We start from the raw sequence: 23,485 nt of genomic DNA on the forward strand, positions 1-23,485 counted from the left end.
AACGGGATACCAGATCAAGAGCCTGTCCAATGTGCATAAAAAAATCCGGAAACGAGTGAACATTTCCGGATTCTTACACAGCCACTGGATCGATCAACCGATCCTTAACTGATCGGCATTACAACCTTCAGGTTGCCGTTTTGTTTTCCCTCATCAAAGCATAAACCGATAACCAATACCGGTTTCTGTTAATAAATGCCGAGGGCGCGCGGGATCCACTTCCAGCTTCTGGCGCAGATGCCCCATATAAATGCGCAAATAGTGGCTGTGCTCCACCGCATTTGGTCCCCAGACCTGGCTTAACAGCTGGCGCTGGGTGAGCACTTTACCGTGATTATTAAGCAGCACCGCCAGCAGGCGGAACTCAATCGGTGTCAGGTGGATTTCCGCTTCGCTGCGCTGGATGCGGCGCGCGGCCAGATCGACGCGAATATCTGAGAAGGTAAAAACCGGTTCTGAAGGCGCGGCGGCGCTATGACGGCGCAGGGCCACCCGCAGGCGGGCCTGCAGTTCGCCAATGCCAAAGGGTTTGCTGAGATAGTCGTCGGCACCGGCATCAAGGGCGGCAATTTTGTCGGTCTCTTCGAGGCGGGCAGAGAGCACAATGATCGGCATCTGGCTCCACTGACGCACTTCGCGGATAAAATCGAGGCCGTCGCCGTCGGGCAGGCCGAGATCGAGGATCACCAGATCCGGTTTGCGGGTCGCGGCTTCAATCAGCCCACGCTGGAGCGTCCCGGCATCGTGGACGCGCAGGCCTTCGCCTTCCAGCGCGGCGCGCAGAAAACGGCTGATAGCGAGTTCATCTTCAACAATCAGAACGTTAATCACACATCCTCTGCAAATTCATTGAGTTCCGGTGGCGTATCGAGCGGGAGTGTAACACAAAAACCGGCCCCCCCTTCCGGGCGGTTATGCGCGGTGATGGTCCCGCCGTGCACCTCCACAATCGCCTGGCAGATTGCCAGCCCAAGGCCAACCCCGGGGATGGCTGACTCTTTATGCCCGCGGGCGAATTTATCAAAGATAGCCTGTTCTTGCCCCGCCGGTATCCCTGGCCCGTTATCCCAGACCTCCAGCTGCAATTGCTGCGGTGAAACGCGGGTGTGAATGCCGATTAGCGCTTTACTGCCCGCATATTTGGCGGCGTTTTCCAGCAGGTTGATCAGCACGCGTTCGAACAGCGGGCCATCCACGTGGATCAGCGCCAATGGGGCAGACATATCCAGCGCAATGTGGCGACCGCCCAGCCCCGGCTCAAGCGTTTTTAAGGCGCTGCCAATCACCTCTTCCAGAGTCAGCCACTCCTTTTTCAGGTTAAAGCCGCCGGACTGGATCCGCGCCATATCCAGCAGGTTGTTGACCAACCGGGTGGTGTTGAGCACATGCTGGCGGATCTCGCTGGCCTGCAGGGCGTGGCGGGAGCCTTCTGCCGCCAGGTCGAGCGTCAGGATCTCCGACTGACCAAACAGCACCGTCAGCGGCGTGCGCAGGTCGTGGGAAAGGGCCGCCAGCAGCGAGTTGCGAATGCTCTCACGCTCGCTGGCTAACCGCGCCTGCTCTTCGCTGGTGGTAAGCGCCAGCCGCTCAAGCGCGCTGGCGACCAGCAGGGTAAAGGTCTCCAGCAGGCGCTGCTGTTCGGGGATCATCAGCTGACGCAGGTTTGATGGCTCGACAATCACCACCCCCTGATTTTGCAGCGGCAGTATCTGATAGGGCACGCCGGGCAGGGTGTCGGTTCCGGCCCCGGCGGGCAGCCCCTTGTCAAAACTCCAGCGGGCGATGGCGTCATCCCAGGGGGCGATGCCGGAAGTCGGGGTCAGCGGGTGCAGTTTGCCGTCGTTGTCCGGGAGCAGGATCAGGCTGCGGGCATAAAAGGTGGAGTGTATAAACTGCTGGCTGGTCTGGACGATATCCTGCGGCGTACGGCCCACCGCCAGCGCTTTCGACATCTCATACAGATGGCGGGTACGCTGCTCGCGATAGCGGGCAATCCGCGCCTGATAGCGTACTCCGGCGGTCAGATTACCGATCAATAATCCCACCGCCAGCATCACGGCGAAGGTGAGGAGATACTGCACATCCGATACCGCCAGCGTGCCGCGCGGGGCGATAAAAAACAGATCGAAGCTGGCAACGTTGATCACCGTCGCCAACACCGATGGCCAGCGCCCGTAAAACAGCGCCACGATTACCACCCCGAGGAGGTAGATCATCACCAGGTTGGCGGCATCAAAATCGGGCAGCCACTGGCTGGCGATAAGGGTAATCAGTGCGCAGAGCAGGGCAGCCACCAGACAGCCGCGCAGCTGGACGCGCCATTTATCGCTAAAGGTACGGGCATCCGGGGTTTTAGCGGGCAAGGCGGCGGGCTTGTCATCCAGAGCAACAATCAGCAGATCGAGATCCGGTGCGCGCTGCGCCAGCTTGTCGGCAAAAGTATCCCGGCTGAACCAGCGGCGACGCGAGCGCCGACCGATGACTATTTTGCCGAGGTTATGTTCGCGGGCGTAGCGCAGAATCGCTTTGTCTTCCGCCTGATCGGCGAGGGTCGCGGTTTCGGCACCCAGCTCCTGGGCCAGGCGCAGGGCACTCAGAATGGCGCGGCGCTGGTTTTCCGGCAGGCGATGCAGCTCCGGCGTTTCGACATACACCGCGTGCCAGACGCTGCCAAATTTTGCCGCCAGCCGGGCGGCGGTGCGTACCAGCTTTTCATTGCCGCTGCCGTGACCGATGCACAACAGAATGGCATCGCGGGTATGCCACACTTTCTCCTGACCCTGCTGGTCGCGCCAGGCCCGCATCTGATCGTCGACCCGATCGGCGGTGCGGCGCAGGGCCAGCTCGCGCAGGGCAATTAAATTGCCCTTGCGGAAAAAATGCTCAATGGCCCGTTCGGCCTGCCCGGCGATGTAGACCTTGCCTTCGTGCAGGCGCTGGCGCAGATCGTCCGGAGGCAGATCCACCAGCACCACTTCGTCGGCGGCGTCGAAAAAGGGATCGGGGACGGTTTCCCGCACCTGAATCCCGGTCACGCCGCTGACCACGTCATTCAGGCTTTCCAGGTGCTGGACGTTAACAGTGGTAAAAACGTCAATGCCCGCTTCGAGCAACTCCTCAACATCCTGCCAGCGTTTGGGGTGGCGCGAGCCGGGCGCATTGCTGTGCGCCAGTTCGTCCATCAGGATCAGCGCCGGGCGGCGGGCGAGGGCGGCGTCGAGATCGAACTCACTCACCAGACGCCCACGAGCGTGGTGGCGTCGGGGCGGCAGGATCGACAGGCCGGTCAGTAACGCGGCCGTCTCCTGACGACCGTGGGTTTCAACGACGCCGATTAATATATCGAGCCCCTGGGCGCGCAGTCGCTGCGCTTCGGTCAGCATGGCGAAGGTCTTCCCGACGCCTGCGCAGGCGCCGAAGAAGATTTTCAGCTTGCCGCGATGGGTGCTCGCGGTTTGCTCCAGCAGTCGGTCCGGGTCCGGCCGCAAAGGCTCATCGGTCATCAGAGGTTCCTTAGCGCGTCCAGCGCCAGATTCAGCTCAACAATATTCACCACCGGCATCCCCATTACGCCGACAGGCGGTTTTTGGGTGTGTTCTGCCACCAGTTGGCTCAGCTGCGCAGTGGTTAACTGACGGGCCTGCGCCACGCGCGGGATCTGCCAGGCGACTGCACCGGGTGTCAGGCTGTAGTCCAGCCCGCTGGCCGAGGTGGTCACCAGTTCAACCGGCACGGTACGGCTGGCCTGTGGATTGGCCGCGCGTAACGCCTCGACGCGTGCGCGAACGGCGTTATCCAGCTCAGGATTGCTGCCCGCCAGGTTACTGCCGCCGGAGGCCAGCGGATTATACGGGCTTTCTGCCGTGGCGGAAGGACGCCCGTGAAAGTAACCTGCGGCTGTAAAGTTCTGGCCAATCAGACGCGAGCCGCGGATCTCCCCTTGCTGGTGGATAAGCGATCCGTTGGCCCGATCGGCAAACCACCACTGGCCCAGCGCGGTGGTCATCAGCGGATAGAGGCCGCCGGTGATCAGCGCCAGCAGGATAAACAACAGTATAGCGGGACGTAACATAGCCATTTGATTTTCCTCTTAAACCAGCCCGGATACAGTTAACAGCAGGTCAATGGCTTTGATGCCGATAAACGGCACCACCAGCCCACCCAGACCGTAAATCCACAGATTGCGGCGCAGCATGGCGGCGGCGGTCAGCGGCCTGTAGCTCACGCCTTTTAGCGCCAGCGGAATCAGAAAAATAATGATCAGCGCGTTAAAGATCACTGCGCTCAGGATAGCCGAGGCAGGGGAGTGCAGGTGCATCACGTTCAGGGCGTTCAACTGCGGATAGGTCGCGGCAAACGCCGCCGGAATAATGGCGAAATACTTCGCCACGTCGTTAGCGATGCTAAAAGTAGTGAGCGAGCCCCGGGTCATCAGCATCTGCTTGCCGATGTGCACCACTTCAATCAGCTTGGTCGGGTTCGAGTCGAGATCGACCATATTGCCCGCCTCTTTTGCCGCCTGGGTACCGGAGTTCATCGCCACGGCGACATCCGCCTGCGCCAGCGCCGGGGCATCGTTGGTGCCGTCGCCGGTCATCGCCACCAGTCGTCCTTCGGCCTGATACTGGCGGATCAGCGCCAGCTTGGCTTCCGGAGTGGCTTCTGAAAGAAAGTCATCAACGCCCGCTTCAGCGGCGATAGCGGCAGCCGTCAGGCGGTTATCCCCGGTGATCATCACCGTTTTAATGCCCATTTTACGCAGCTGGGCGAAGCGCTCTTTAATGCCGCCCTTCACCACATCCTTCAGGGCGATCACACCCAGTACCGCAGCGCCTTCCGCCACCACCAGCGGGGTCGCACCCTGACGCGCCACGTTTTCCACCAGCGTATCGATCTGCGGCGGGAAGTGGCCGTTATTGGCCGCAATATGACGGCGAATGGCGTCCACCGATCCTTTGCGAATCAGCCGGTCCTGAATGTTAATCCCGCTCATTCGCGTCTGTGCCGTAAAAGGCACGAAGGTGGCGTGCAGGCTCTGAACGTCGCGCTGACGCAGGTTAAAGCGCTGTTTGGCGAGGATCACGATGCTGCGACCTTCCGGGGTTTCATCTGCCAGCGAGGCCAGCTGCGCCGCGTCGGCCAGCGTTTTCTCCTCGACGCCTGGCGCGGGCAGAAATTCGGATGCCTGACGATTCCCCAGCGTAATGGTGCCGGTTTTATCCAGCAGCAGCACGTCTACGTCGCCTGCCGCCTCTACCGCCCGGCCGCTGGTGGCAATGACGTTGGCCGCCAGCATCCGGCTCATGCCCGCCACGCCGATGGCCGACAGCAGGCCGCCGATGGTTGTCGGGATCAGGCACACCAGCAGGGCGACCAGTACGGTGACGCTCACCGCCGTACCGCCGTACGCGGAGAACGGCCACAGGGTGGCGGTTGCCAGCAGGAAGACGAGGGTCAGCGCCACCAGCAGAATAGTCAGGGCGATTTCATTAGGCGTTTTGCGGCGCTGTGCCCCTTCGACCATGGCGATCATGCGATCGAGAAAGGTCTCGCCCGGATTGACGCTGCACTGGATCACCAGCCAGTCGGAGAGAATGCGCGTCCCGCCGGTGACCGAGGCAAAATCCCCGCCGGACTCACGAATAACCGGTGCCGATTCACCGGTAATGGCGCTCTCATCCACCGAGGCACCGCCTTCGATCACTTCCCCGTCGCAGGGAATAATGTCGCCCGCTTCCACCAGCACGATGTCGCCTTTACGCAGCGCATCAGCCGGAACCGAATCTGTTGCAGCACCGTATTTGGGCTCACGCAGCTTGCGGGCAAACGCTGTTTTCTGTACCCCCTTCAGGCTGTTGGCCTGCGCTTTGCTGCGCCCTTCGGCCAGCGCTTCGGCGACGTTGGCAAACAGCACGGTGAACCACAGCCACAGGCTTATTGCAGCGGTAAAGGTTGCACTGCCGGCCAGTTGACCACTGGCCATGGCGATGGCCAGCACGGTGGTCAGCAGGCTGCCCAGCCAGACGATAAACATCACCGGGTTGCGCCACTGTCCGCGTGGATCTAATTTTTTTACCGCGTCCTTCAGCGCCTGACGAACCAGAGAGGGTTCGAGCAGGGCCAGTTGCTTACGACTCATGACGAATACTCCGCAAAATCAGCGTAAAGAGAGATGTTCCGCGACCGGGCCTAATGCGAGGGCGGGGATAAAGGTGAGGGCGCCGACCAGCAGCACAGTGCCGATCAACAGGCCGACAAACAGCGCCCCGCAGGTCGGCAGCGTACCGCTTGAGGCGGGCTGGATTTTCTTGCTGACCAGTGCCCCGGCAATCGCCATCACCGGCACAATCACCCCAAAGCGGCCGACCAACATGCAGAACGCCAGCAGGCAGTTCCAGAACGGTGTGTTGGCGCTCAGGCCCGCAAAAGCACTGCCGTTGTTATTGGCGGCAGACGAAACGGCGTACAACACCTCGCTAAAACCGTGGATGCCGGGGTTGAAGATGCCGCTGCGTCCGGCCTCGGTCATCAGGGCCAGCGCGGTGCCGAGCAGCACCAGCGCAGGGGTGACGAGGATCGCCAGCGCGGTTAGCTTCATCTCACGCACGTCGATTTTTTTGCCCAGATATTCCGGGGTGCGGCCAATCATCAGTCCGGCGATAAACACCGCCAGCAGTACGAACAGCAGCATGCCGTACAGGCCCGAGCCGACGCCGCCGAACACCACTTCGCCGATCTGCATCAGCCACAGTGGGATCATCCCGCCCAACGCGGTAAAGGAGTCGTGCATGGCGTTCACCGCCCCGCAGGAGGCGGCGGTGGTGACCACCGCATACAGGCTGCTGGCGAGAATACCGAAGCGGCTCTCTTTGCCCTCCATGTTGATACTGCTGTCCGCCCCGAGCAGGGTGAAATGAGCGTTACCCTGCCACTCGGCCCCCATCACCAGTGCGGCACAGACCACGAAGATGACCGACATCGCCCACAGGATCGCGTGTCCCTGGCGGCGATCGTTCACCGCATCGCCAAAGGCAAAGCACAGGGCGGTGGGGATCAGGAAGATCGCCAGCATCTGCACGGCGTTGGTCAGGGCGGTCGGGTTCTCAAACGGATGCGCGGAGTTGGCGTTGAAAAAACCCCCGCCGTTGGTACCGAGCATTTTAATCGCTTCCTGCGAGGCCACAGGCCCCATGGGTAAAAGCTGTTTCGCCCCCTCCAGCGAGGTGAAGGGCTGATACGGCAGCAGGTTTTGCAGCACGCCCTGCTGAATAAACAGCAGGGCAATCACCAGCGACAGGGGGAGCAATACCCACAGGGTAATACGGGTAATATCGACCCATGCGTTGCCCAGGGTAGTGACATTCTGGCGGGCAAAGGCGCGGGTCAGGGCGAAGATCACCGCGATACCGCTGGCCGCTGAAAGGAAGTTTTGCACCGTCAACCCCGCCATCTGGCTGAAATAGCTTAGGGTGCTTTCACCGGCATAGGATTGCCAGTTGGTATTGCTGACAAAACTGACTGCCGTATTCAGCGCCAGGTGCCAGGAGAGACCCGGAAGTTGCTGCGGATTGAGTGGCAGATAGCCCTGCAGCATTAGCAGGGCAAACAGCACCAGCAGACCGATCCCATTCAGCAGCAGGATCGCGCCCAGATAATGACGCCAGCCCATCTCCAGCGTGCGGATCCCAAGCCCGCGTAGCAAAGCGCCGTCAACGGATTGCAGCCCAGGCAGCGGAAGGCCGTTAATCATCCGCGCCAGCAGCAACCCCAGCGGACGGGCAAGCACGAACAGCACCAGCAAAAAGCCAGCGATAAGCAGAAATCCTTGTGCGGCCATCAGAATGCCTCCGCGTTAATCAGGGCATAAATCAGATAGCCCATTAACAGGAACACCAGCACGATGCCAGCAATCACACCTGCACTCACAATTCACCTCCGGGTGACGTTAGTAATGGTGCAAAGGTAGAATTTCGGGCGCAAAGATTTTGCAAAAATCAGGTGGGGAGATATAAAAAAAGTATAAAGATGCCAAAGCCATGATTTAACTAATGGTTAGTATTAATTTAACTTTTATGTAACTAAGTTACGAAAGAAGTGTAAATATTCACTAAACCAATGAAAAAGAGTGGTCGGATGAGTAGTAAAATTACAGCCAAAGCGGTACTATTTTCACCAGATAACCAGTTTCATTTCCCGGAGAGAGTTTCCGGCCAGAGAAAGGGGAGAAAATGATGGAATTTTACAAAGAGTATCCGGCACATATCGTTTTTATTCGCCGCACCTTCGCCGTAATGGCCGGTGTTCTGGCGTTACCCGTGATGCTTTTCTGGAAAGATCGTGCCCGTTTTTATAGCTATTTACACCGCGTATGGGCGAAGACCAGTGAAAAACCGGTGTGGATGGATCAGGCTGAAAAAGCCACCTGTGATTTTTATTAAGCAAAGACTGCACACAGCAACAGTCAACTGTTAAGGCCGCCGCCAGGCGGCCTTTTTTATTGCGTTATGGCTACACTTGTTAAGAAGAAGTATCCTCGGTGACTTGTATATGTTACGGACGATAATCCTGGAGTGTTATGCCCACCCATCTGGTCTGGTTTCGCGCTGATTTACGCATCCACGATAACCTGGCGCTCGCGGCCGCCTGTCGCCATAAAAACGCCCGCGTGCTGGCGCTGTTTATCGCCACGCCGCAGCAGTGGACGCAACACCATATGGCCCCGCGTCAGGCGGCCTGTCTGTATGCCCATCTTACCGATTTACAGCAGCAGCTGGCCGACAAAGGTATCCCGCTGATTTATGCCCAGGTGAGCGACTTTGCCGCCCAGCGTCAGCAGGTTTTGCAGATTTGTGACCAGCACGACGTGACGCACCTCTTCTACAACTATCAGTATGAACTCAACGAACAGCAGCGCGATCGGCAGCTGGAGCGCGAGCTGGAGACGGTGGTCTGTCAGGGATTTGATGACAGTGTAATGCTGCCGCCTGGCAGCGTGATGACCGGCAATCACGAGATGTACAAAGTCTTCACCCCCTTTAAAAACGCGTACCTGCGCCGCCTGAAAGAGGGACTGCCGGAGTGTGCGTCGGCCCCAGCGGTGCGAGAGGGCGAGAAGATTACGCCCACCGCGCTGGATTTCGACTATCCCCAGCAGGCGTTCGACAGCGATCTGTTCCCAGCCAGCGAAAAAGCGGCAATCGCCCAGCTTCGCCGTTTCTGCCAGCAAGGGGCGGGGGAGTATGAATTGCAGCGCGATTTCCCGGCCATCGAAGGCACCAGTCGACTCTCCGCCTGCCTGGCGCTGGGTGTCTTGTCGCCGCGCCAGTGCCTGCATCGTCTGCTGGTCGAGCAGCCGAAGGCGCTGGAGGGCGGGCCCGGTGCGGTTTGGCTTAACGAACTCATCTGGCGTGAATTTTACCGTCACCTGATGACGTATCATCCTGATTTATGTAAACATCGCCCATTCATCCGTTGGACGGATAACGTAAACTGGCAGCACGATGACACTCTTCTGGAGGCCTGGCAAACCGGGCAGACCGGCTATCCGATTGTCGATGCCGCCATGCGTCAGCTTAACGAAACGGGCTGGATGCATAACCGTCTGCGGATGATTACCGCCAGCTTTCTGGTGAAGGATCTGCTTATCGACTGGCGAATGGGGGAGCGCTATTTTATCTCTCAGCTGATCGACGGCGATCTGGCCGCCAACAACGGGGGCTGGCAGTGGGCTGCATCGACCGGAACCGATGCAGCGCCGTATTTTCGTATTTTTAACCCGACAACCCAGGGGCAGAAGTTTGACGCCAGCGGCGAGTTTGTTCGCCGCTGGCTGCCAGAACTTGATGATGTGCCTGACAAGGCGTTGCACGAGCCATGGAGCTGGGCGGATAAGCACGGCGTGACGCTGAATTATCCCCGCCCGGTTGTCGATCATAAACAGGCGCGCGTTGCCACTCTGGCTGCGTATGAAGCCGCCCGTAAAGCGTAAGGGAGTCATGATGAAAAACAGTGAACTGGAAAGCCTGATTAACGACAAACTAAACAGTGCCAGCTTCAGTGACTATGCACCGAATGGTCTGCAGGTTGAAGGGCGTGAAAAGGTACACAAGATTATCACCGGCGTGACCGCAAGCCAGGCGCTGCTGGATGAGGCCGTTCGCCAGCAGGCAGATGCGGTGATCGTCCACCACGGTTATTTCTGGAAAGGGGAATCCCCGGTGATCCGTGGAATGAAGCGTAATCGTCTGAAGACGCTGCTGGAAAACGACATCAACCTGTATGGCTGGCATCTGCCGCTGGATGCGCACCCGGAGCTGGGCAACAACGCTCAGCTGGCCGCCCTGCTGGGCATCACGGTGAAGGGGGAAATCGAACCGCTGGTGCCGTGGGGTGAGCTGTCGATGCCTGTTTCGGGACTTGAACTGGCATCCTGGATTGAGGCCCGTCTGGGCCGTCGTCCGCTGTGGAGCGGCGATACCGGGCCAGATACGGTGAAGCGCGTGGCCTGGTGCACAGGTGGCGGACAAAACTTTATCGACAGCGCGGCGCGATTTGGCGTCGATGCGTTTATCACCGGCGAAGTCTCTGAGCAAACCATTCACTCTGCCCGGGAGCAGGGGCTGCATTTCTATGCGGCAGGCCATCATGCCACCGAGCGTGGCGGTATTCGTGCCCTTAGCGAATGGCTGACCGAAACCACTGACCTGGATGTCACCTTTGTGGATATCCCTAATCCAGCCTGATGAGAGGTGCGTAAGTGCAGCGAGCACGTTGTTATCTGTTAGGCGAAACCGCCGTAGTGCTGGAACTGGAGCCGCCGGTGACGCTGGCGACGCAAAAAAGGATCTGGCGTTTAACCCAGCGACTGGGCGAAATCCCCGAGGTGGTGGAAGCCATTCCCGGGATGAATAACATCACCGTGGTGCTGCGTAATCCGCACTCGGTGGCGCTGGATGCGATTGAGCGTTTACAGCGCTGGTGGGAGGAGAGCGAGGCGCTGGAGCCGGACTCTCGCTTTATCGAAATCCCCGTAGTGTATGGCACTGCGGCCGGGCCGGATCTCGGCGAAGTGGCCCGTCACGCCGGATTGAGCGAAAAACAGGTTGTTGAGCTTCACGCTTCGATTGATTACGTGGTCTGGTTTTTGGGATTTCAGCCGGGCTTCCCGTATCTGGGCGGGCTGCCCGAGCGGCTGGCGACCCCGCGCCGGGATGAACCTCGTTTGCAGGTGCCTGCGGGTTCGGTGGGCATTGGCGGTTCGCAGACCGGCATTTATCCGCTGGTCACGCCGGGCGGCTGGCAGCTGATCGGCCACACCCCATTACCGCTATTTGATCCGCAGCGGGACGAGCCGGTGCTGCTGCGTCCGGGCGATACCGTGCGGTTTATCCCGCAGAAGGAGGGGGTATGTTAAAAATCATTCGCGCGGGACTCTACACCTCGGTGCAGGACGGAGGCCGCCTCGGTTTTCGCCAGTCGGGGATCAGCTACTGCGGCGCGCTGGATAAACCGGCGCTGCAGATCGGCAACCTGCTGGTGGGCAATGAGCCAAACGACGCTGCACTGGAAATCACCCTCGGCCAGTGTACCTTTGAATTTGAGCGTGACGGCTGGTTTGCCCTGACAGGCGCGGGCTGCGATGCCCGGCTTGATGGCGCGGCGGTGTGGACAGGCTGGCGCCTGCAGGTGAAAGCCGGCCAGCGCCTGACCCTTAACCGCCCGGTGCACGGGATGCGCAGCTATCTGGCGATTGCTGGCGGGTTTGATGTGCCGCCGGTGATGAACTCCCTCAGCACCGATCTGAAGGTGGGGCTTGGCGGGTTTGAAGGTCGTTTGCTGAAAGATGGCGACCGGTTAAATGTTCGTGCTGGCGGCCGTGAATTCCTCGACGCGCAGGGGGTTAAACAGCTGCTGTGGGGCAATCGCGTGCGTGCGCTGCCGGGCCCGGAGTACCACGAGTTCGATCAGGCCTCTCAGGATGCGCTCTGGCGTCTGCCGTGGCAGCTCAGCCCGCAAAGTAATCGCATGGGCTATCGCCTGCAGGGGCAAAAACTGCAGCGCACCACCGACCGCGAGATGGTCTCCCACGGGCTGCTGCCGGGGGTTATCCAGGTACCGCATAACGGGCAGCCGATCATCCTGATGAATGATGCTCAAACCACCGGGGGCTATCCGCGCATAGCCTGCGTTATCGAGGCGGATATGTACCATCTGGCGCAGGTCCCGCTCGGACAACCGATCCACTTTGTTCCCTGTACGCTGGATGAGGCACTGGAGGCGCGGCGGGTGCAGAAGCACTACATCGAGCAACTGGCATGGAGGTTACATGATCGCCATTGATTTAAATGCAGATCTGGGCGAAGGCTGCGGCAGCGATGCCGCCCTGTTACAGCTGGTGTCCTCAGCGAACATCGCCTGCGGCTTTCACGCCGGGGATGCAGAAACAATGCTTGCCAGCGTGCGTGAGGCGCTGAGAAACGGCGTCGCCATCGGCGCGCATCCCAGCTTCCCTGACCGGGAGAATTTTGGCCGTACCGCCATGACCCTGCCGCCGGAGACGGTGTACGCCCAGATGCTTTACCAGATTGGCGCCCTGGCGGCTATCACCCGGGCTGAAGGGGGGCAGCTGCGCCACGTTAAACCTCACGGCATGCTCTATAACCAGGCGGCAAAAGAGCCCGAGCTGGCGGATGCCATCGCGCGTGCGGTCTCTACTGTCAATCCTGATTTGATTCTGGTGGGGCTGGCGGGCAGCGAGTTGATTCGCGCCGGGACGCGCCACGGCCTGATCACCCGGGAAGAGGTCTTCGCGGATCGGGGCTATCAGGCGGACGGCAGTCTGGTGCCGCGCACCCAGGCCGGGGCGCTGATTAGCGATGAAAACCAGGCCCTGGCGCAAACGCTGGAGATGATCCAGCGCGGTCGGGTGAAAAGTATTACCGGTGAGTGGGCCCGCGTGCATGCGCAGACGGTGTGTATCCACGGTGACGGGGAACATGCGCTGGCCTTTGCGCGGCGTCTGCGCAATGAATTTGAAGCAAACAACATAAAAATCAGTGCGTAACGCACGGCTGTAAACACAACATATGTAACACAATAACAGGAACATTATCATGGCAGAGACGCTATCCCTCTGGCCACTCATCGGTATCGCGGTGATTGTGGTTGGATTTCTATTACGTTTTAACCCGGTGCTGGTGGTCATTGTCGCCGGGATCGTCACCGGTCTGGCGGCGCATATGCCCCTCGCCACCATTCTGGAAAAGCTGGGCGAAGGGTTCCTGAATACCCGTAACTTGCCCTATATCCTGCTGATCCCGCTGGCGGTTATCGGCCTGCTGGAGCGCCACGGCCTCAAAGAGCGCGCCCAGGCGTGGATCGCCAAAATTCGCAGCGCCACCTCCGGACGCCTGCTGATTGTCTACCTCTTCGTGCGTGAAGCCTCGGCGGCGATGGGGCTGACCAGCCTTGGCGGTCATCCGCAGATGGTGCGTCCGCTGCTGGCGCCGATGGCTGAAGGGGCCGCAGAGCAGAAGTATGGCGAGCTGCCGGGAGCAGTGCGCTATCGCCTGCGCGCGATGTCTGCCGCCACCGACAACGTCGGGCTGTTCTTCGGGGAGGATATCTTCGTCGCCTTCGGGGCGATCATCTTTATGCACAACTTTATGCTGGAGTCTGGCGGGATCCAGACCGAACCGCTGCACATTGCCCTGTGGGGGATCCCGACGGCGATTTGCGCCTTTATCATTCACGCCACCCGGCTATGGCGGCTGGATAAACATCTGGAACGCGAGCTGGCCAAAGTGCAGGGAGAGGCGAAATGAATTTCCAACAGAGTTACCTTTACTGGCTGGCAGGGCTGGTGCTGCTGATTGTCGCGCTAATGTCGTTTCGCGATAAGGCCAACCCGCGCCGGGTGACCACCGGGCTGTTCTGGGGGATTTACGGCCTGATGTTTTTACTCGGCGACTGGACTTACGCCCTGGTCGGGGATAAACGCAGCGTGCATATCGCCGTCGGCGTGGCGGTGGTAGGGCTGGCGCTGATCGCGGGCTTTGGTGGCGTGCGTCTCGGCAGCTATCACCAGCGTCAACCGCAGGAGCGTGAGGCCAGCGCGAAGCGCCTTGGCAACCGGCTGTTCTACCCGGCGCTGGCGATCCCAGTCGTTACCGTGGTGGGCGTGTTGATGTTTAACCATATTCCCGGTCTGCAGGAAGGCTTGTTCGGGCCGGGGAATCACTCGACGCTGGTAACCCTGTTCTCGATGACCGTCGGCTCGCTGATAGGCCTCGGAATGGCGGTGAAGATGACGCATGAGAAAGTGCATCAGCCAATCCAGGAGGCGCGCCGTCTGCTGGACTCCATCGGCTGGGCGTTTATCCTGCCGCAAATCCTCGCCACCCTGGGGCTGCTGTTTACCGCCGCAGGCGTGGGTGACGGTATCTCCTGGCTGACCAAAACCTATCTGGCGGTGGACAGCCGCTTTATCGCCGTTGCGGTGTATGCCATCGGCATGGCGCTGCTGACGATGGTGATGGGGAACGCCTTCGCCGCCTTCCCGATTGTCACCGCCGGAATCGGCATCCCCATTCTGGTTCTGCAGCACGGCGGTAATCCGGCGGTGATGGCGGCGATTGGCATGTTCTCTGGCTACTGCGGCACCCTGATGACGCCAATGGCGGCCAACTTTAACATCGTGCCCGCGGCGCTACTGGAGCTGCCGGATAAAAATGCGGTGATCAAAGCGCAGGTGCCGACAGGCGTGCTCCTGCTGATCACCAACGTGTTCCTGCTGTACTTCCTGATGTTCCTGTAAGGAGAGATGATGCGAACCGTATTAATGACCGGTTTTGACCCTTTTGGCGGAGAGAGTATTAACCCCTCCTGGGAAGTGGTTAAACAGCTGGAAGGGATGCATATTGACGGCTGTCGCGTGGTGACGCGCCAGCTGCCGTGCGTGTTTGGTGAGGCGTTGTCGGTGCTCAATGCCGCCATCGACGAACTCGACCCAACGCTGGTGATTGCCGTGGGGCAGGCGGGCGGGCGGGTTGATGTCACCGTCGAGCGCGTGGGCATCAACGTCGACGACGCGCGCATCGCGGATAATATCGGCCAGCAGCCGGTGGACGTCGCCATTGTGGCGGACGGCCCGGCGGCGTGGTTTAGCACGCTACCCATTAAAGCGATGGTGGCGGCGCTGCGCGAAGCCGGGGTTCCGGCCTCGGTGTCCCAGACTGCCGGGACGTTTGTCTGTAATCACGTGATGTATGGCCTGCTGCATAAGCTGGCGGATAAACCGGGAGCGAAGGGCGGGTTCATCCATATCCCTTATCTGCCCGAGCAGGCGGCAGCCCATCCCGGTGCCCCGAGCATGGCGGCGCAGACGGTGAAGCAGGCGCTGGAGATCGCCATTGCGGTTGGATTACGCCAGACGATGGACATTAAAGCGACTGGCGGTGCAACACACTAAATAAGGATGTAAACATGCCAGAAGGTCCGGAGATCCGCCGTGCAGCGGATAGCCTGGAGGCGGCGATCAAAGGCAAACCACTCACAGAGGTGTGGTTTGCCTTCCCGCAGCTAGCGCCTTACTCGTCACAGCTTGTCGGCCAGACGGTGACGCAGATAGAAACACGCGGCAAAGCGCTGCTGACCCACTTTTCGAATCAGCTGACGCTCTACAGCCATAACCAGCTATACGGCGTCTGGCGGGTGGTTGAGACCGGCGATGAACCGCAAACCACGCGGGTGCTGCGGGTGAAGCTGCAAACCGCAGAGAAAACCGTCCTGCTGTACAGCGCCTCGGACATTGAAATGCTCACCCCGGAACAGCTTACCACCCATCCGTTTCTACAGCGGGTCGGGCCGGACGTGCTGGATGTCCGGCTGACGGCAGAGGATGTCAAAGCGCGGCTGCTGTCGCCCCGGTTTCGCAATCGGCAGTTTTCCGGCCTGCTGCTGGACCAGGCGTTTCTTGCCGGGTTGGGCAACTATCTACGGGTGGAGATCCTTTGGGAGGTGGCGTTGGCGGCGCAGCACAAAGCCGCTCAGCTGAGCGAGGTGCAGCTTGACGCGCTTGCGCAGGCGCTGCTGGCGATCCCGCGCCTGTCGTATACCACGCGCGGGGTGGTGGATGACAATAAGCATCACGGGGCGCTGTTTCGCTTTAAGGTCTTTCATCGGGAGGGTAAACCCTGCGAGCGGTGCGGGGGGGCGATTGAGCGAACTCACCTTTCGTCACGACCATTCTACTGGTGCCCTGGGTGTCAGAAATAAAAAAGCCGGGTGAATCCCGGCTTTTGCATGTTATGGCGTTGTATCAGGCGGTAGTCACCGGTTTAGGGGCTTCTTTCACCTGCGCGTTCGCCAGCATGCGACGCACCGGGACAATCAGCACGATCAGCACCGCGGCACAGATCAGCAGCGCGATGGAGCAGCGGGCGAACAGGTCAGGCAGCATATCCAGCTGATCGGCCTTCACGTGACCGCCAATCAGGCCTGCCGCCAGGTTACCGAGCGCACTGGCACAGAACCACAGGCCCATCATCTGGCCGCGCATTCTCTCCGGTGCCAGCAGGGTCATGGTGGCAAGCCCTATCGGGCTCAGGCACAGTTCACCCAGGGTCAGCATCAGGATACTGCCCACCAGCCACAGGGGGGATACGCCCGCGCCTGCGCCATTAAGGACGTTTTGCGCGGCCAGCATCATCAGGCCAAAGCCGCCAGCGGCAAACAAAATACCGATAACAAACTTGGTGATACTGCCCGGACGCACGTTTTTACGCGCCAGCGCAGGCCAGGCCCAGCTGAAGATCGGTGCCAGAATAATAATAAACAGCGCGTTGATGGACTGGAACCACACTGCCGGGATCTCAAAATCACCGATCATGCGGTTGGTGTAATCGTTGGCAAACAGGTTGAATGAGGTCGGTTTCTGTTCGAACGCCGACCAGAAGAAGGCGGCGGAGACCAGCAGGATAAAGCACACCAGCAGCCTGGCGCGCTCTTTGCGGTTCAGCCCGGCAAACACAAACAGCCAGATAAAATACAGCGCCACCGAGACGGCAATGACATACACCAGCACGCTGGCAACCGCCACAGGGTTAATCACAATCACGCCCTGGGCAATCAGCGTCACAATCACCGCCACGCCGACGGCCAGCGCCAGCAGCCATGCGCCCACGCCGTTTTTCTTCGCCACCGGGTTATTCCAGGTGGAGTCGAGGCCCACTTCGCTGTCGTAGCGTTTCATCGCCGGCACGGCAAACAGGCGGAAGATGACTAACGCCACCAGCATTCCGATACCGCCAATACCAAAGCCCCAGTGCCAGCCGTGGGTTTTAATCAGCCAGCCAGAGATCAGCGGCGCGATAAACGACCCCATGTTAATGCCCATATAGAATAGCGAGAAGCCGCCATCACGACGGGCATCGTCTTTCTTGTACAGCGTGCCGACCATCACCGAGATACAGGTCTTGAACAGGCCGGAGCCGAGCACGATAAACATCAGGCCGATAAAGAACAGGCTGCTGCCCATAAAGGCGGAGAGGGCAATCGACAGATGGCCGAGGGCAATCAGAATTGAACCGTACCAGACGGCTTTTTGCTGGCCGAGCCAGTTATCCGCCAGCCAGCCGCCCGGCAGCGCGGCCAGGTACATGCTGCCGGCAAAGATCCCGACGATGGCCGAGGCGTTTTCACGCGCCAGCCCCATGCCGCCGTCGTATACGGTTGCCGCCATAAACAGGATCAGAAGCGGGCGAATGCCGTAGAACGAGAATCGCTCCCACATCTCTGTGAAGAAGAGCGAGCCGAGCGGATAAGGATGACCGAAGAACGTTCGGCTTTCGTGTTGACTGGCAGAGGTTTGCATAAATACTCCCGAAAGGTATGCCGTGATGTTGGTCGACACTGAAATGTTATTGACCATCGTGATGGGTCTTTCTTTTACATTCAGCGATATATTATTTAACTATTTGATAACCTGCCGGTGGTTTTGTCTAGTACCACCCGGGGGACTTTAAGACGAAAATCCGAGTGATGTCTAGTTTTACGGATTTTATGCTGATGCGCTGCGAAAAATGATTGACGGAGTGTATCGCCGGAATGGCGCAAAAAACGATAAAAAATGGCCGCCCATTGTCGGGAGGCCATTTTGGTATTCAGGCACAAAATGCCGGGGCGTTCCCCGGCGTTCTGGCTTAGTGTTTTGCGACGTCGGTTTTGAAGTCGCGCTGGTCGTAGCCGGTATACAGCTGGCGTGGACGCGCAATTTTCATCCCGTCGGTGTGCATTTCGTTCCAGTGCGCAATCCAGCCCACGGTACGGGCCATCGCGAAGATCACGGTGAACATGGAAGACGGAATACCCATTGCTTTCAGGATGATGCCCGAGTAGAAATCGACGTTCGGGTACAGTTTCTTCTCGATAAAGTACGGGTCGTTCAGCGCAATGTGTTCCAGCTCCATCGCCACCTGCAGCAGGTCGTCTTTGGTGCCCAACTCTTTCAGCACTTCATGGCAGGTTTCACGCATTACGGTCGCGCGCGGATCGTAGTTTTTGTAAACACGATGACCAAAGCCCATCAGACGGAAGGAGTCGTTTTTGTCTTTCGCACGACGTACGAATTCTGGAATGTGTTCAACGGAGCTGATCTCTTCCAGCATCTTCAGCGCAGCTTCGTTCGCGCCGCCGTGTGCCGGTCCCCACAGGGAGGCAATGCCCGCAGCGATACAGGCGAACGGGTTCGCGCCTGAAGAGCCTGCGGTACGTACGGTAGAGGTAGAGGCGTTCTGCTCGTGGTCCGCGTGCAGGATCAGAATACGGTCCATGGCGCGTTCCAGCACCGGGTTGATTTCGTACTCTTCACACGGCGTGGCGAACATCATACGCAGGAAGTTACCTGAGTAGGAGAGGTCGTTGCGTGGATAAACGAACGGCTGACCGATGGAGTATTTGTAGCACATCGCCGCCATGGTCGGCATTTTCGACAGCAGACGGAACGCCGCGATATCGCGGTGACGCTGGTTATTTACGTCCAGCGAATCGTGATAGAACGCGGCCAGCGCACCGGTGATGCCGCACATCACGGCCATCGGATGTGAATCGCGACGGAACGCATGGAACAGACGGGTGATCTGCTCATGGATCATGGTGTGGCGGGTTACGGTGGTTTTGAACTCATCGTACTGTTCCTGGCTCGGCTTTTCGCCGTTCAGCAGGATATAGCACACTTCCAGATAGTTGGATTCAGTGGCTAACTGATCGATGGGAAAACCGCGGTGCAGCAGGATACCTTCATCACCGTCGATATAGGTGATTTTGGATTCACAAGATGCGGTAGAGGTGAAACCTGGATCGAAGGTGAAGACACCTTTTGAACCTAGGGTACGGATATCAATAACATCCTGACCGAGCGTGCCTTTTAGCACATCCAGTTCAATAGCAGCGTCACCATTTAGGGTGAGTTTTGCCTTTGTATCAGCCATTTACGGTCTCCTTAGCGCCTTATTGCTTAAGACTGCCCGTATCCCGGATTTGCATTCAGCTGTTTAATCATTGTTACCAGTTTGTTATTGGGCTCGCCGCTCAGCTCACGAGGAGGAAACCTGGGTACAGAGCAATGGCGCTAGCAGGTAAACAAATGAGAAATCAGAGAAGTAACAGCAAATCAGTGTTTGCGCAGTCCGAATTATTCAAACCTGTATATCACTAATAACTGTCCTGATAACTTCGGTCAATACCATCACACTGTTACATAACTTATTCTCAGGTGAAAGAGAGACCTCATAACTTTTGCGCATTATATGCCTTTTCTGGTGACGTTTGTAACAATAATGTTTAACATTTGTCAAATCAGATGATTAAAATTTAAAAAGATGTTGTTATCGTGACTCTGATCACTGTTCGGCATAAAACCCGACAAACTGTATGTAGGTTAATTGTAATGATTTTGTGAACGCCCTATACTGCCGCCAGGTCTCCGGAAAACCCTGCAATCCCGAGCCAACCAGCGTTGTAATGCGTCATTTGAACATCTGGAAGCGATGTTATACATGACGCGTAGTTATATAAAAGGCACGCTGTCTGACCCGCACGCAGTCCGGAGGAAGGAAACAATAAGAACAGCATGTGGGCGTTATTCATGATAAGAAATGTGAAAAAACAAAGACCTGTCAATCTGGATCTGAAAACGATCCGATTCCCTGTAACGGCAATAGCGTCCATCCTTCATCGTGTATCCGGTGTGATCACGTTTGTCGCGGTGGGTATCCTCTTGTGGTTGCTCGGTACCAGCCTCTCGTCTCCGGAAGGATTCCAGCAGGCCTCTGCCATCATGAACGGTTTCTTCGTGAAATTTATCATGTGGGGCATCCTGACCGCGTTGGCCTACCACGTCGTCGTGGGTGTGCGTCATATGCTGATGGACTTTGGTTATCTGGAAGAGACCTTCGAAGCCGGCAAACGAACCGCTAACATTTCATTTGTCATCACTGTCGTGCTTTCACTTCTCGCAGGAGTCCTCGTATGGTAAGCAACGCCTCCGCATTTGGACGCAACGGCGTACATGACTTCATTCTGGTCCGTGCTACCGCCATCGTACTCACGCTCTACATCATCTACATGATCGGTTTCTTTGCCACCAGCGGCGACCTGACGTGGGAAATCTGGACCGGCTTCTTCGGTTCTGCTTTCACCAAAGTCTTCACCCTGCTGGCGCTGTTTTCCATTCTGATCCACGCCTGGATCGGCATGTGGCAGGTACTGACCGATTACGTTAAACCCCTGGCTATTCGCCTGCCTCTGCAGCTGGCAATCGTGGTTGCACTGGTGGTTTACGTTATTTATGGATTCGTTGTGGTGTGGGGTGTGTGATGAAACTGCCAGTCAGAGAATTTGATGCTGTCGTGATTGGTGCCGGTGGCGCAGGTATGCGCGCGGCACTGCAAATTTCCCAGAGCGGCCAGACCTGTGCGCTGCTCTCTAAAGTGTTCCCGACCCGTTCCCATACCGTTTCTGCGCAGGGTGGCATCACCGTGGCGCTCGGTAATACCCATGAAGATAACTGGGAATGGCACATGTATGACACGGTAAAAGGCTCCGATTACATCGGTGACCAGGACGCCATCGAATATATGTGTAAAACCGGCCCGGAAGCGATTCTGGAGCTGGACCATATGGGTCTGCCTTTCTCCCGTCTGGAAGACGGCACCATCTATCAGCGTCCGTTTGGCGGCCAGTCGAAGAACTTCGGCGGCGAGCAGGCGGCACGTACTGCAGCGGCAGCGGACCGTACCGGTCACGCGCTGTTGCACACCCTGTATCAGCAAAACCTGAAAAACCACACCACCATCTTCTCCGAGTGGTATGCGCTGGATCTGGTTAAAAACGAAGATGGCGCAGTGGTCGGGTGTACCGCCCTGTGTATCGAAACCGGTGAAGTGGTTTACTTCAAAGCCCGCGCCACCGTGCTGGCAACCGGCGGCGCAGGCCGTATTTACCAGTCCACCACTAACGCCCATATCAACACCGGTGACGGCGTCGGTATGGCGATCCGCGCTGGCGTGCCGGTGCAGGATATGGAGATGTGGCAGTTCCACCCAACCGGTATCGCCGGTGCGGGCGTGCTGGTGACAGAAGGCTGTCGCGGTGAAGGTGGCTACCTGCTGAACAAACACGGCGAGCGCTTTATGGAGCGTTATGCCCCGAATGCGAAAGACCTGGCGGGTCGTGACGTGGTGGCACGTTCCATCATGATCGAAATCCGTGAAGGTCGCGGCTGCGACGGTCCGTGGGGCCCGCATGCCAAACTGAAGCTCGACCATCTGGGTAAAGAGGTTCTGGAATCCCGCCTGCCGGGCATCCTGGAGCTGTCCCGTACCTTTGCTCACGTTGACCCGGTGAAAGAGCCGATCCCGGTTATCCCAACCTGCCACTACATGATGGGCGGAATTCCGACCAAAGTGAGCGGCCAGGCGCTGACCGTGAACGAGCAGGGCGAAGACGTGGTGATCCCGGGCCTGTTCGCGGTAGGTGAAATTGCCTGCGTATCGGTTCATGGTGCCAACCGTCTGGGCGGTAACTCGCTGCTCGACCTGGTGGTGTTTGGTCGTGCAGTCGGTCTGCATTTGCAGGAATCCATCGCCGAACAGGGCGACCTGCGTGATGCTACCGAAGCCAATATCGAGGCCTCTCTTGAACGTCTGAATCGCTGGAACGGTAACCGTAACGGCGAAGATCCGGTGGAAATCCGCAAAGCGTTGCAGGCGTGCATGCAGAACAACTTCTCGGTATTCCGCGAAGGTGATGCGATGGCGAAAGGGCTTGAAGAACTGAAAGTGATCCGCGAGCGTCTGAAAAATGCCCGTCTGGACGACACCTCCAGTGAATTCAACACCCAGCGCGTCGAGTGCCTGGAGCTGGATAACCTGATGGAAACCGCCTTTGCAACAGCGGTCTCTGCAAACTTCCGTACCGAAAGCCGTGGCGCGCATAGCCGCTTCGACTTCCCGGAAAGGGACGATGAAAACTGGCTGTGTCATTCCCTGTATCTGCCAGAGTCGGAATCCATGACGCGACGTGAAGTCAACATGGAACCGAAACTGCGTCCGGCGTTCCCGCCGAAGATTCGTACTTACTAATGCGGAGACAGGATAATGAAACTCGAATTCTCAGTTTATCGTTATAACCCGGATGTAGATGACGCTCCGCATATGCAGGATTACACCCTGGAAGCGGAAGAAGGCCGTGACATGATGCTGCTGGATGCCTTAATGCAGCTGAAAGAAAAAGATCCGACACTGTCATTTCGTCGTTCCTGCCGTGAAGGGGTGTGTGGCTCCGACGGTCTGAACATGAATGGCAAAAACGGTCTGGCCTGTATCACCCCGATCTCCGCGCTCCAGCGTGCCGGTCAGAAAATCGTCATTCGCCCGCTGCCTGGCCTGCCAGTGGTGCGCGATTTGGTGGTGGACATGGGGCAATTCTATGCACAATATGAGAAGATTAAGCCTTACTTGTTGAATAATGGGCAAAATCCACCCGCTCGTGAGCATTTGCAGTCGCCCGAGCAGCGTGAAAAACTCGATGGCCTGTATGAGTGTATTCTCTGTGCATGTTGTTCGACGTCCTGCCCGTCATTCTGGTGGAACCCGGACAAGTTTGTCGGCCCGGCTGGCCTGCTGGCCGCGTATCGCTTCCTGATTGACAGCCGCGATACCGAAACCGACAGCCGTCTTGAAGGGCTGAGTGATGCTTTCAGCGTATTCCGCTGCCATAGCATCATGAACTGCGTCAGTGTATGTCCGAAGGGGCTGAACCCGACGCGCGCCATCGGCCACATTAAGTCGATGCTGTTGCAGCGCAGTGCCTGAGTAACAAGAGGGGAGCGCGTTTCCCCTCACCCAGACCCTCTCCCCACAGGGGAGAGGGGATAGATTGCAGAAACCTTTAAAAACTGCCCTGAACTACTCTGAAGTCCAGACAG

The 23,485-nt window shown here is 58.2% G+C and carries 23 protein-coding genes; 14 read left to right on the forward strand and 9 right to left on the reverse strand.

What is annotated here, in order from left to right; translation table 11 throughout:
- Positions 1-153: 153 nt before the first annotated feature.
- The 6 genes from kdpE to kdpF are packed head-to-tail and all read right to left on the reverse strand — an operon-like array spanning position 154 to position 7,926.
- A complete protein-coding gene (gene kdpE / locus M8014_RS05145) occupies positions 154-831 on the reverse strand; it encodes a two-component system response regulator KdpE (protein ID WP_271281470.1) in 678 nt (225 codons plus the stop codon).
- Positions 828-3,503: a two-component system sensor histidine kinase KdpD gene (gene kdpD / locus M8014_RS05150; protein ID WP_271281471.1), complete on the reverse strand. Its 2,676-nt coding sequence runs from the start codon at positions 3,501-3,503 to the stop codon at positions 828-830. The genes kdpE and kdpD overlap by 4 nt, the downstream gene beginning before the upstream one ends.
- The gene (gene kdpC, locus M8014_RS05155) at positions 3,503-4,078 is read right to left on the reverse strand and encodes a potassium-transporting ATPase subunit KdpC (protein WP_271281472.1); all 576 of its coding nucleotides are present in this window, start codon (positions 4,076-4,078) and stop codon (positions 3,503-3,505) included. Before kdpC ends, kdpD begins: the two co-directional genes overlap by 1 nt.
- Positions 4,079-4,090: 12 nt before the next feature.
- Positions 4,091-6,139 carry a potassium-transporting ATPase subunit KdpB gene (kdpB, locus tag M8014_RS05160; protein ID WP_271281473.1) on the reverse strand — a complete coding sequence of 683 codons (2,049 nt, stop codon included), beginning with the start codon at positions 6,137-6,139 and terminating at the stop codon, positions 4,091-4,093.
- Between the two features lie 18 nt (positions 6,140-6,157).
- Positions 6,158-7,837 carry a potassium-transporting ATPase subunit KdpA gene (gene kdpA, locus M8014_RS05165; protein ID WP_271281474.1) on the reverse strand — a complete coding sequence of 560 codons (1,680 nt, stop codon included), beginning with the start codon at positions 7,835-7,837 and terminating at the stop codon, positions 6,158-6,160.
- Positions 7,837-7,926 carry a K(+)-transporting ATPase subunit F gene (gene kdpF / locus M8014_RS05170; protein WP_271281475.1) on the reverse strand — a complete coding sequence of 30 codons (90 nt, stop codon included), beginning with the start codon at positions 7,924-7,926 and terminating at the stop codon, positions 7,837-7,839. Before kdpF ends, kdpA begins: the two co-directional genes overlap by 1 nt.
- A 305-nt stretch (positions 7,927-8,231) precedes the next feature.
- On the opposite strand from kdpF, the gene M8014_RS05175 reads away from it, so the two are divergent.
- From M8014_RS05175 to nei, 10 genes are all read left to right on the forward strand, one after another.
- The gene (locus M8014_RS05175) at positions 8,232-8,438 is read left to right on the forward strand and encodes a YbfA family protein (protein ID WP_271281604.1); all 207 of its coding nucleotides are present in this window, start codon (positions 8,232-8,234) and stop codon (positions 8,436-8,438) included.
- A 137-nt stretch (positions 8,439-8,575) separates the two neighbouring features.
- Positions 8,576-9,988 (forward strand): deoxyribodipyrimidine photo-lyase, encoded by a 1,413-nt coding sequence (gene phrB / locus M8014_RS05180; protein ID WP_271281476.1) that lies wholly within the window; start codon positions 8,576-8,578, stop codon positions 9,986-9,988.
- Between the two features lie 10 nt (positions 9,989-9,998).
- On the forward strand, positions 9,999-10,742 hold the full coding sequence (locus tag M8014_RS05185) for a type 2 GTP cyclohydrolase I (RefSeq protein WP_271281477.1): 744 nt from the start codon (positions 9,999-10,001) through the stop codon (positions 10,740-10,742).
- Positions 10,743-10,756: 14 nt separating this feature from the next.
- Positions 10,757-11,413, forward strand: a complete 657-nt coding sequence (gene pxpB, locus M8014_RS05190; RefSeq protein ID WP_271281478.1) for a 5-oxoprolinase subunit PxpB — start codon at positions 10,757-10,759, stop codon at positions 11,411-11,413.
- Positions 11,407-12,339, forward strand: a complete 933-nt coding sequence (gene pxpC / locus M8014_RS05195) for a 5-oxoprolinase subunit PxpC (RefSeq protein ID WP_271281479.1) — start codon at positions 11,407-11,409, stop codon at positions 12,337-12,339. The genes pxpB and pxpC overlap by 7 nt, the downstream gene beginning before the upstream one ends.
- Positions 12,329-13,063, forward strand: coding sequence for a 5-oxoprolinase subunit PxpA (gene pxpA / locus M8014_RS05200; protein ID WP_271281605.1), 735 nt, complete (start codon positions 12,329-12,331; stop codon positions 13,061-13,063). The genes pxpC and pxpA overlap by 11 nt, the downstream gene beginning before the upstream one ends.
- A gap of 49 nt (positions 13,064-13,112) precedes the next feature.
- Positions 13,113-13,823, forward strand: coding sequence for a DUF969 domain-containing protein (locus M8014_RS05205; RefSeq protein WP_271281480.1), 711 nt, complete (start codon positions 13,113-13,115; stop codon positions 13,821-13,823).
- Positions 13,820-14,815 (forward strand): DUF979 domain-containing protein, encoded by a 996-nt coding sequence (locus tag M8014_RS05210; RefSeq protein ID WP_271281481.1) that lies wholly within the window; start codon positions 13,820-13,822, stop codon positions 14,813-14,815. Before M8014_RS05205 ends, M8014_RS05210 begins: the two co-directional genes overlap by 4 nt.
- Before the next feature lie 9 nt (positions 14,816-14,824).
- Positions 14,825-15,469, forward strand: a complete 645-nt coding sequence (gene pcp, locus M8014_RS05215; RefSeq protein ID WP_271281482.1) for a pyroglutamyl-peptidase I — start codon at positions 14,825-14,827, stop codon at positions 15,467-15,469.
- Positions 15,470-15,483: 14 nt separating this feature from the next.
- The gene (gene nei, locus M8014_RS05220; RefSeq protein ID WP_271281483.1) at positions 15,484-16,275 is read left to right on the forward strand and encodes an endonuclease VIII; all 792 of its coding nucleotides are present in this window, start codon (positions 15,484-15,486) and stop codon (positions 16,273-16,275) included.
- A 43-nt stretch (positions 16,276-16,318) separates the two neighbouring features.
- Here nei and M8014_RS05225 read toward each other — a convergent pair whose 3' ends face one another.
- The 3 genes from M8014_RS05225 to M8014_RS22835 form a co-directional block, all read right to left on the reverse strand.
- On the reverse strand, positions 16,319-17,872 hold the full coding sequence (locus tag M8014_RS05225) for a peptide MFS transporter (RefSeq protein ID WP_271281484.1): 1,554 nt from the start codon (positions 17,870-17,872) through the stop codon (positions 16,319-16,321).
- A 328-nt stretch (positions 17,873-18,200) separates the two neighbouring features.
- A complete protein-coding gene (locus M8014_RS05230; RefSeq protein WP_271281485.1) occupies positions 18,201-19,487 on the reverse strand; it encodes a citrate synthase in 1,287 nt (428 codons plus the stop codon).
- A 207-nt stretch (positions 19,488-19,694) separates the two neighbouring features.
- The gene (locus M8014_RS22835) at positions 19,695-19,802 is read right to left on the reverse strand and encodes a hypothetical protein (RefSeq protein WP_418936630.1); all 108 of its coding nucleotides are present in this window, start codon (positions 19,800-19,802) and stop codon (positions 19,695-19,697) included.
- A 326-nt stretch (positions 19,803-20,128) separates the two neighbouring features.
- Between M8014_RS22835 and sdhC the strand changes: the two genes are divergently transcribed.
- From sdhC to M8014_RS05250, 4 genes are read left to right on the forward strand one after another with little or no spacing between them, the layout of a single operon-like run.
- A complete protein-coding gene (gene sdhC / locus M8014_RS05235) occupies positions 20,129-20,533 on the forward strand; it encodes a succinate dehydrogenase cytochrome b556 subunit (protein ID WP_271281486.1) in 405 nt (134 codons plus the stop codon).
- Entirely contained in the window at positions 20,527-20,874 is a 348-nt protein-coding gene (gene sdhD / locus M8014_RS05240) for a succinate dehydrogenase membrane anchor subunit (protein WP_271269185.1), read from the forward strand. The genes sdhC and sdhD overlap by 7 nt, the downstream gene beginning before the upstream one ends.
- Positions 20,874-22,640 carry a succinate dehydrogenase flavoprotein subunit gene (gene sdhA, locus M8014_RS05245; RefSeq protein WP_271281487.1) on the forward strand — a complete coding sequence of 589 codons (1,767 nt, stop codon included), beginning with the start codon at positions 20,874-20,876 and terminating at the stop codon, positions 22,638-22,640. The genes sdhD and sdhA overlap by 1 nt, the downstream gene beginning before the upstream one ends.
- Positions 22,641-22,655: 15 nt before the next feature.
- Positions 22,656-23,372, forward strand: a complete 717-nt coding sequence (locus M8014_RS05250) for a succinate dehydrogenase iron-sulfur subunit (protein ID WP_271281488.1) — start codon at positions 22,656-22,658, stop codon at positions 23,370-23,372.
- Positions 23,373-23,485 lie beyond the last annotated feature (113 nt).

This window comes from Silvania hatchlandensis, assembly GCF_025564065.1.
Lineage (GTDB): Bacteria > Pseudomonadota > Gammaproteobacteria > Enterobacterales > Enterobacteriaceae > Enterobacter > Enterobacter hatchlandensis.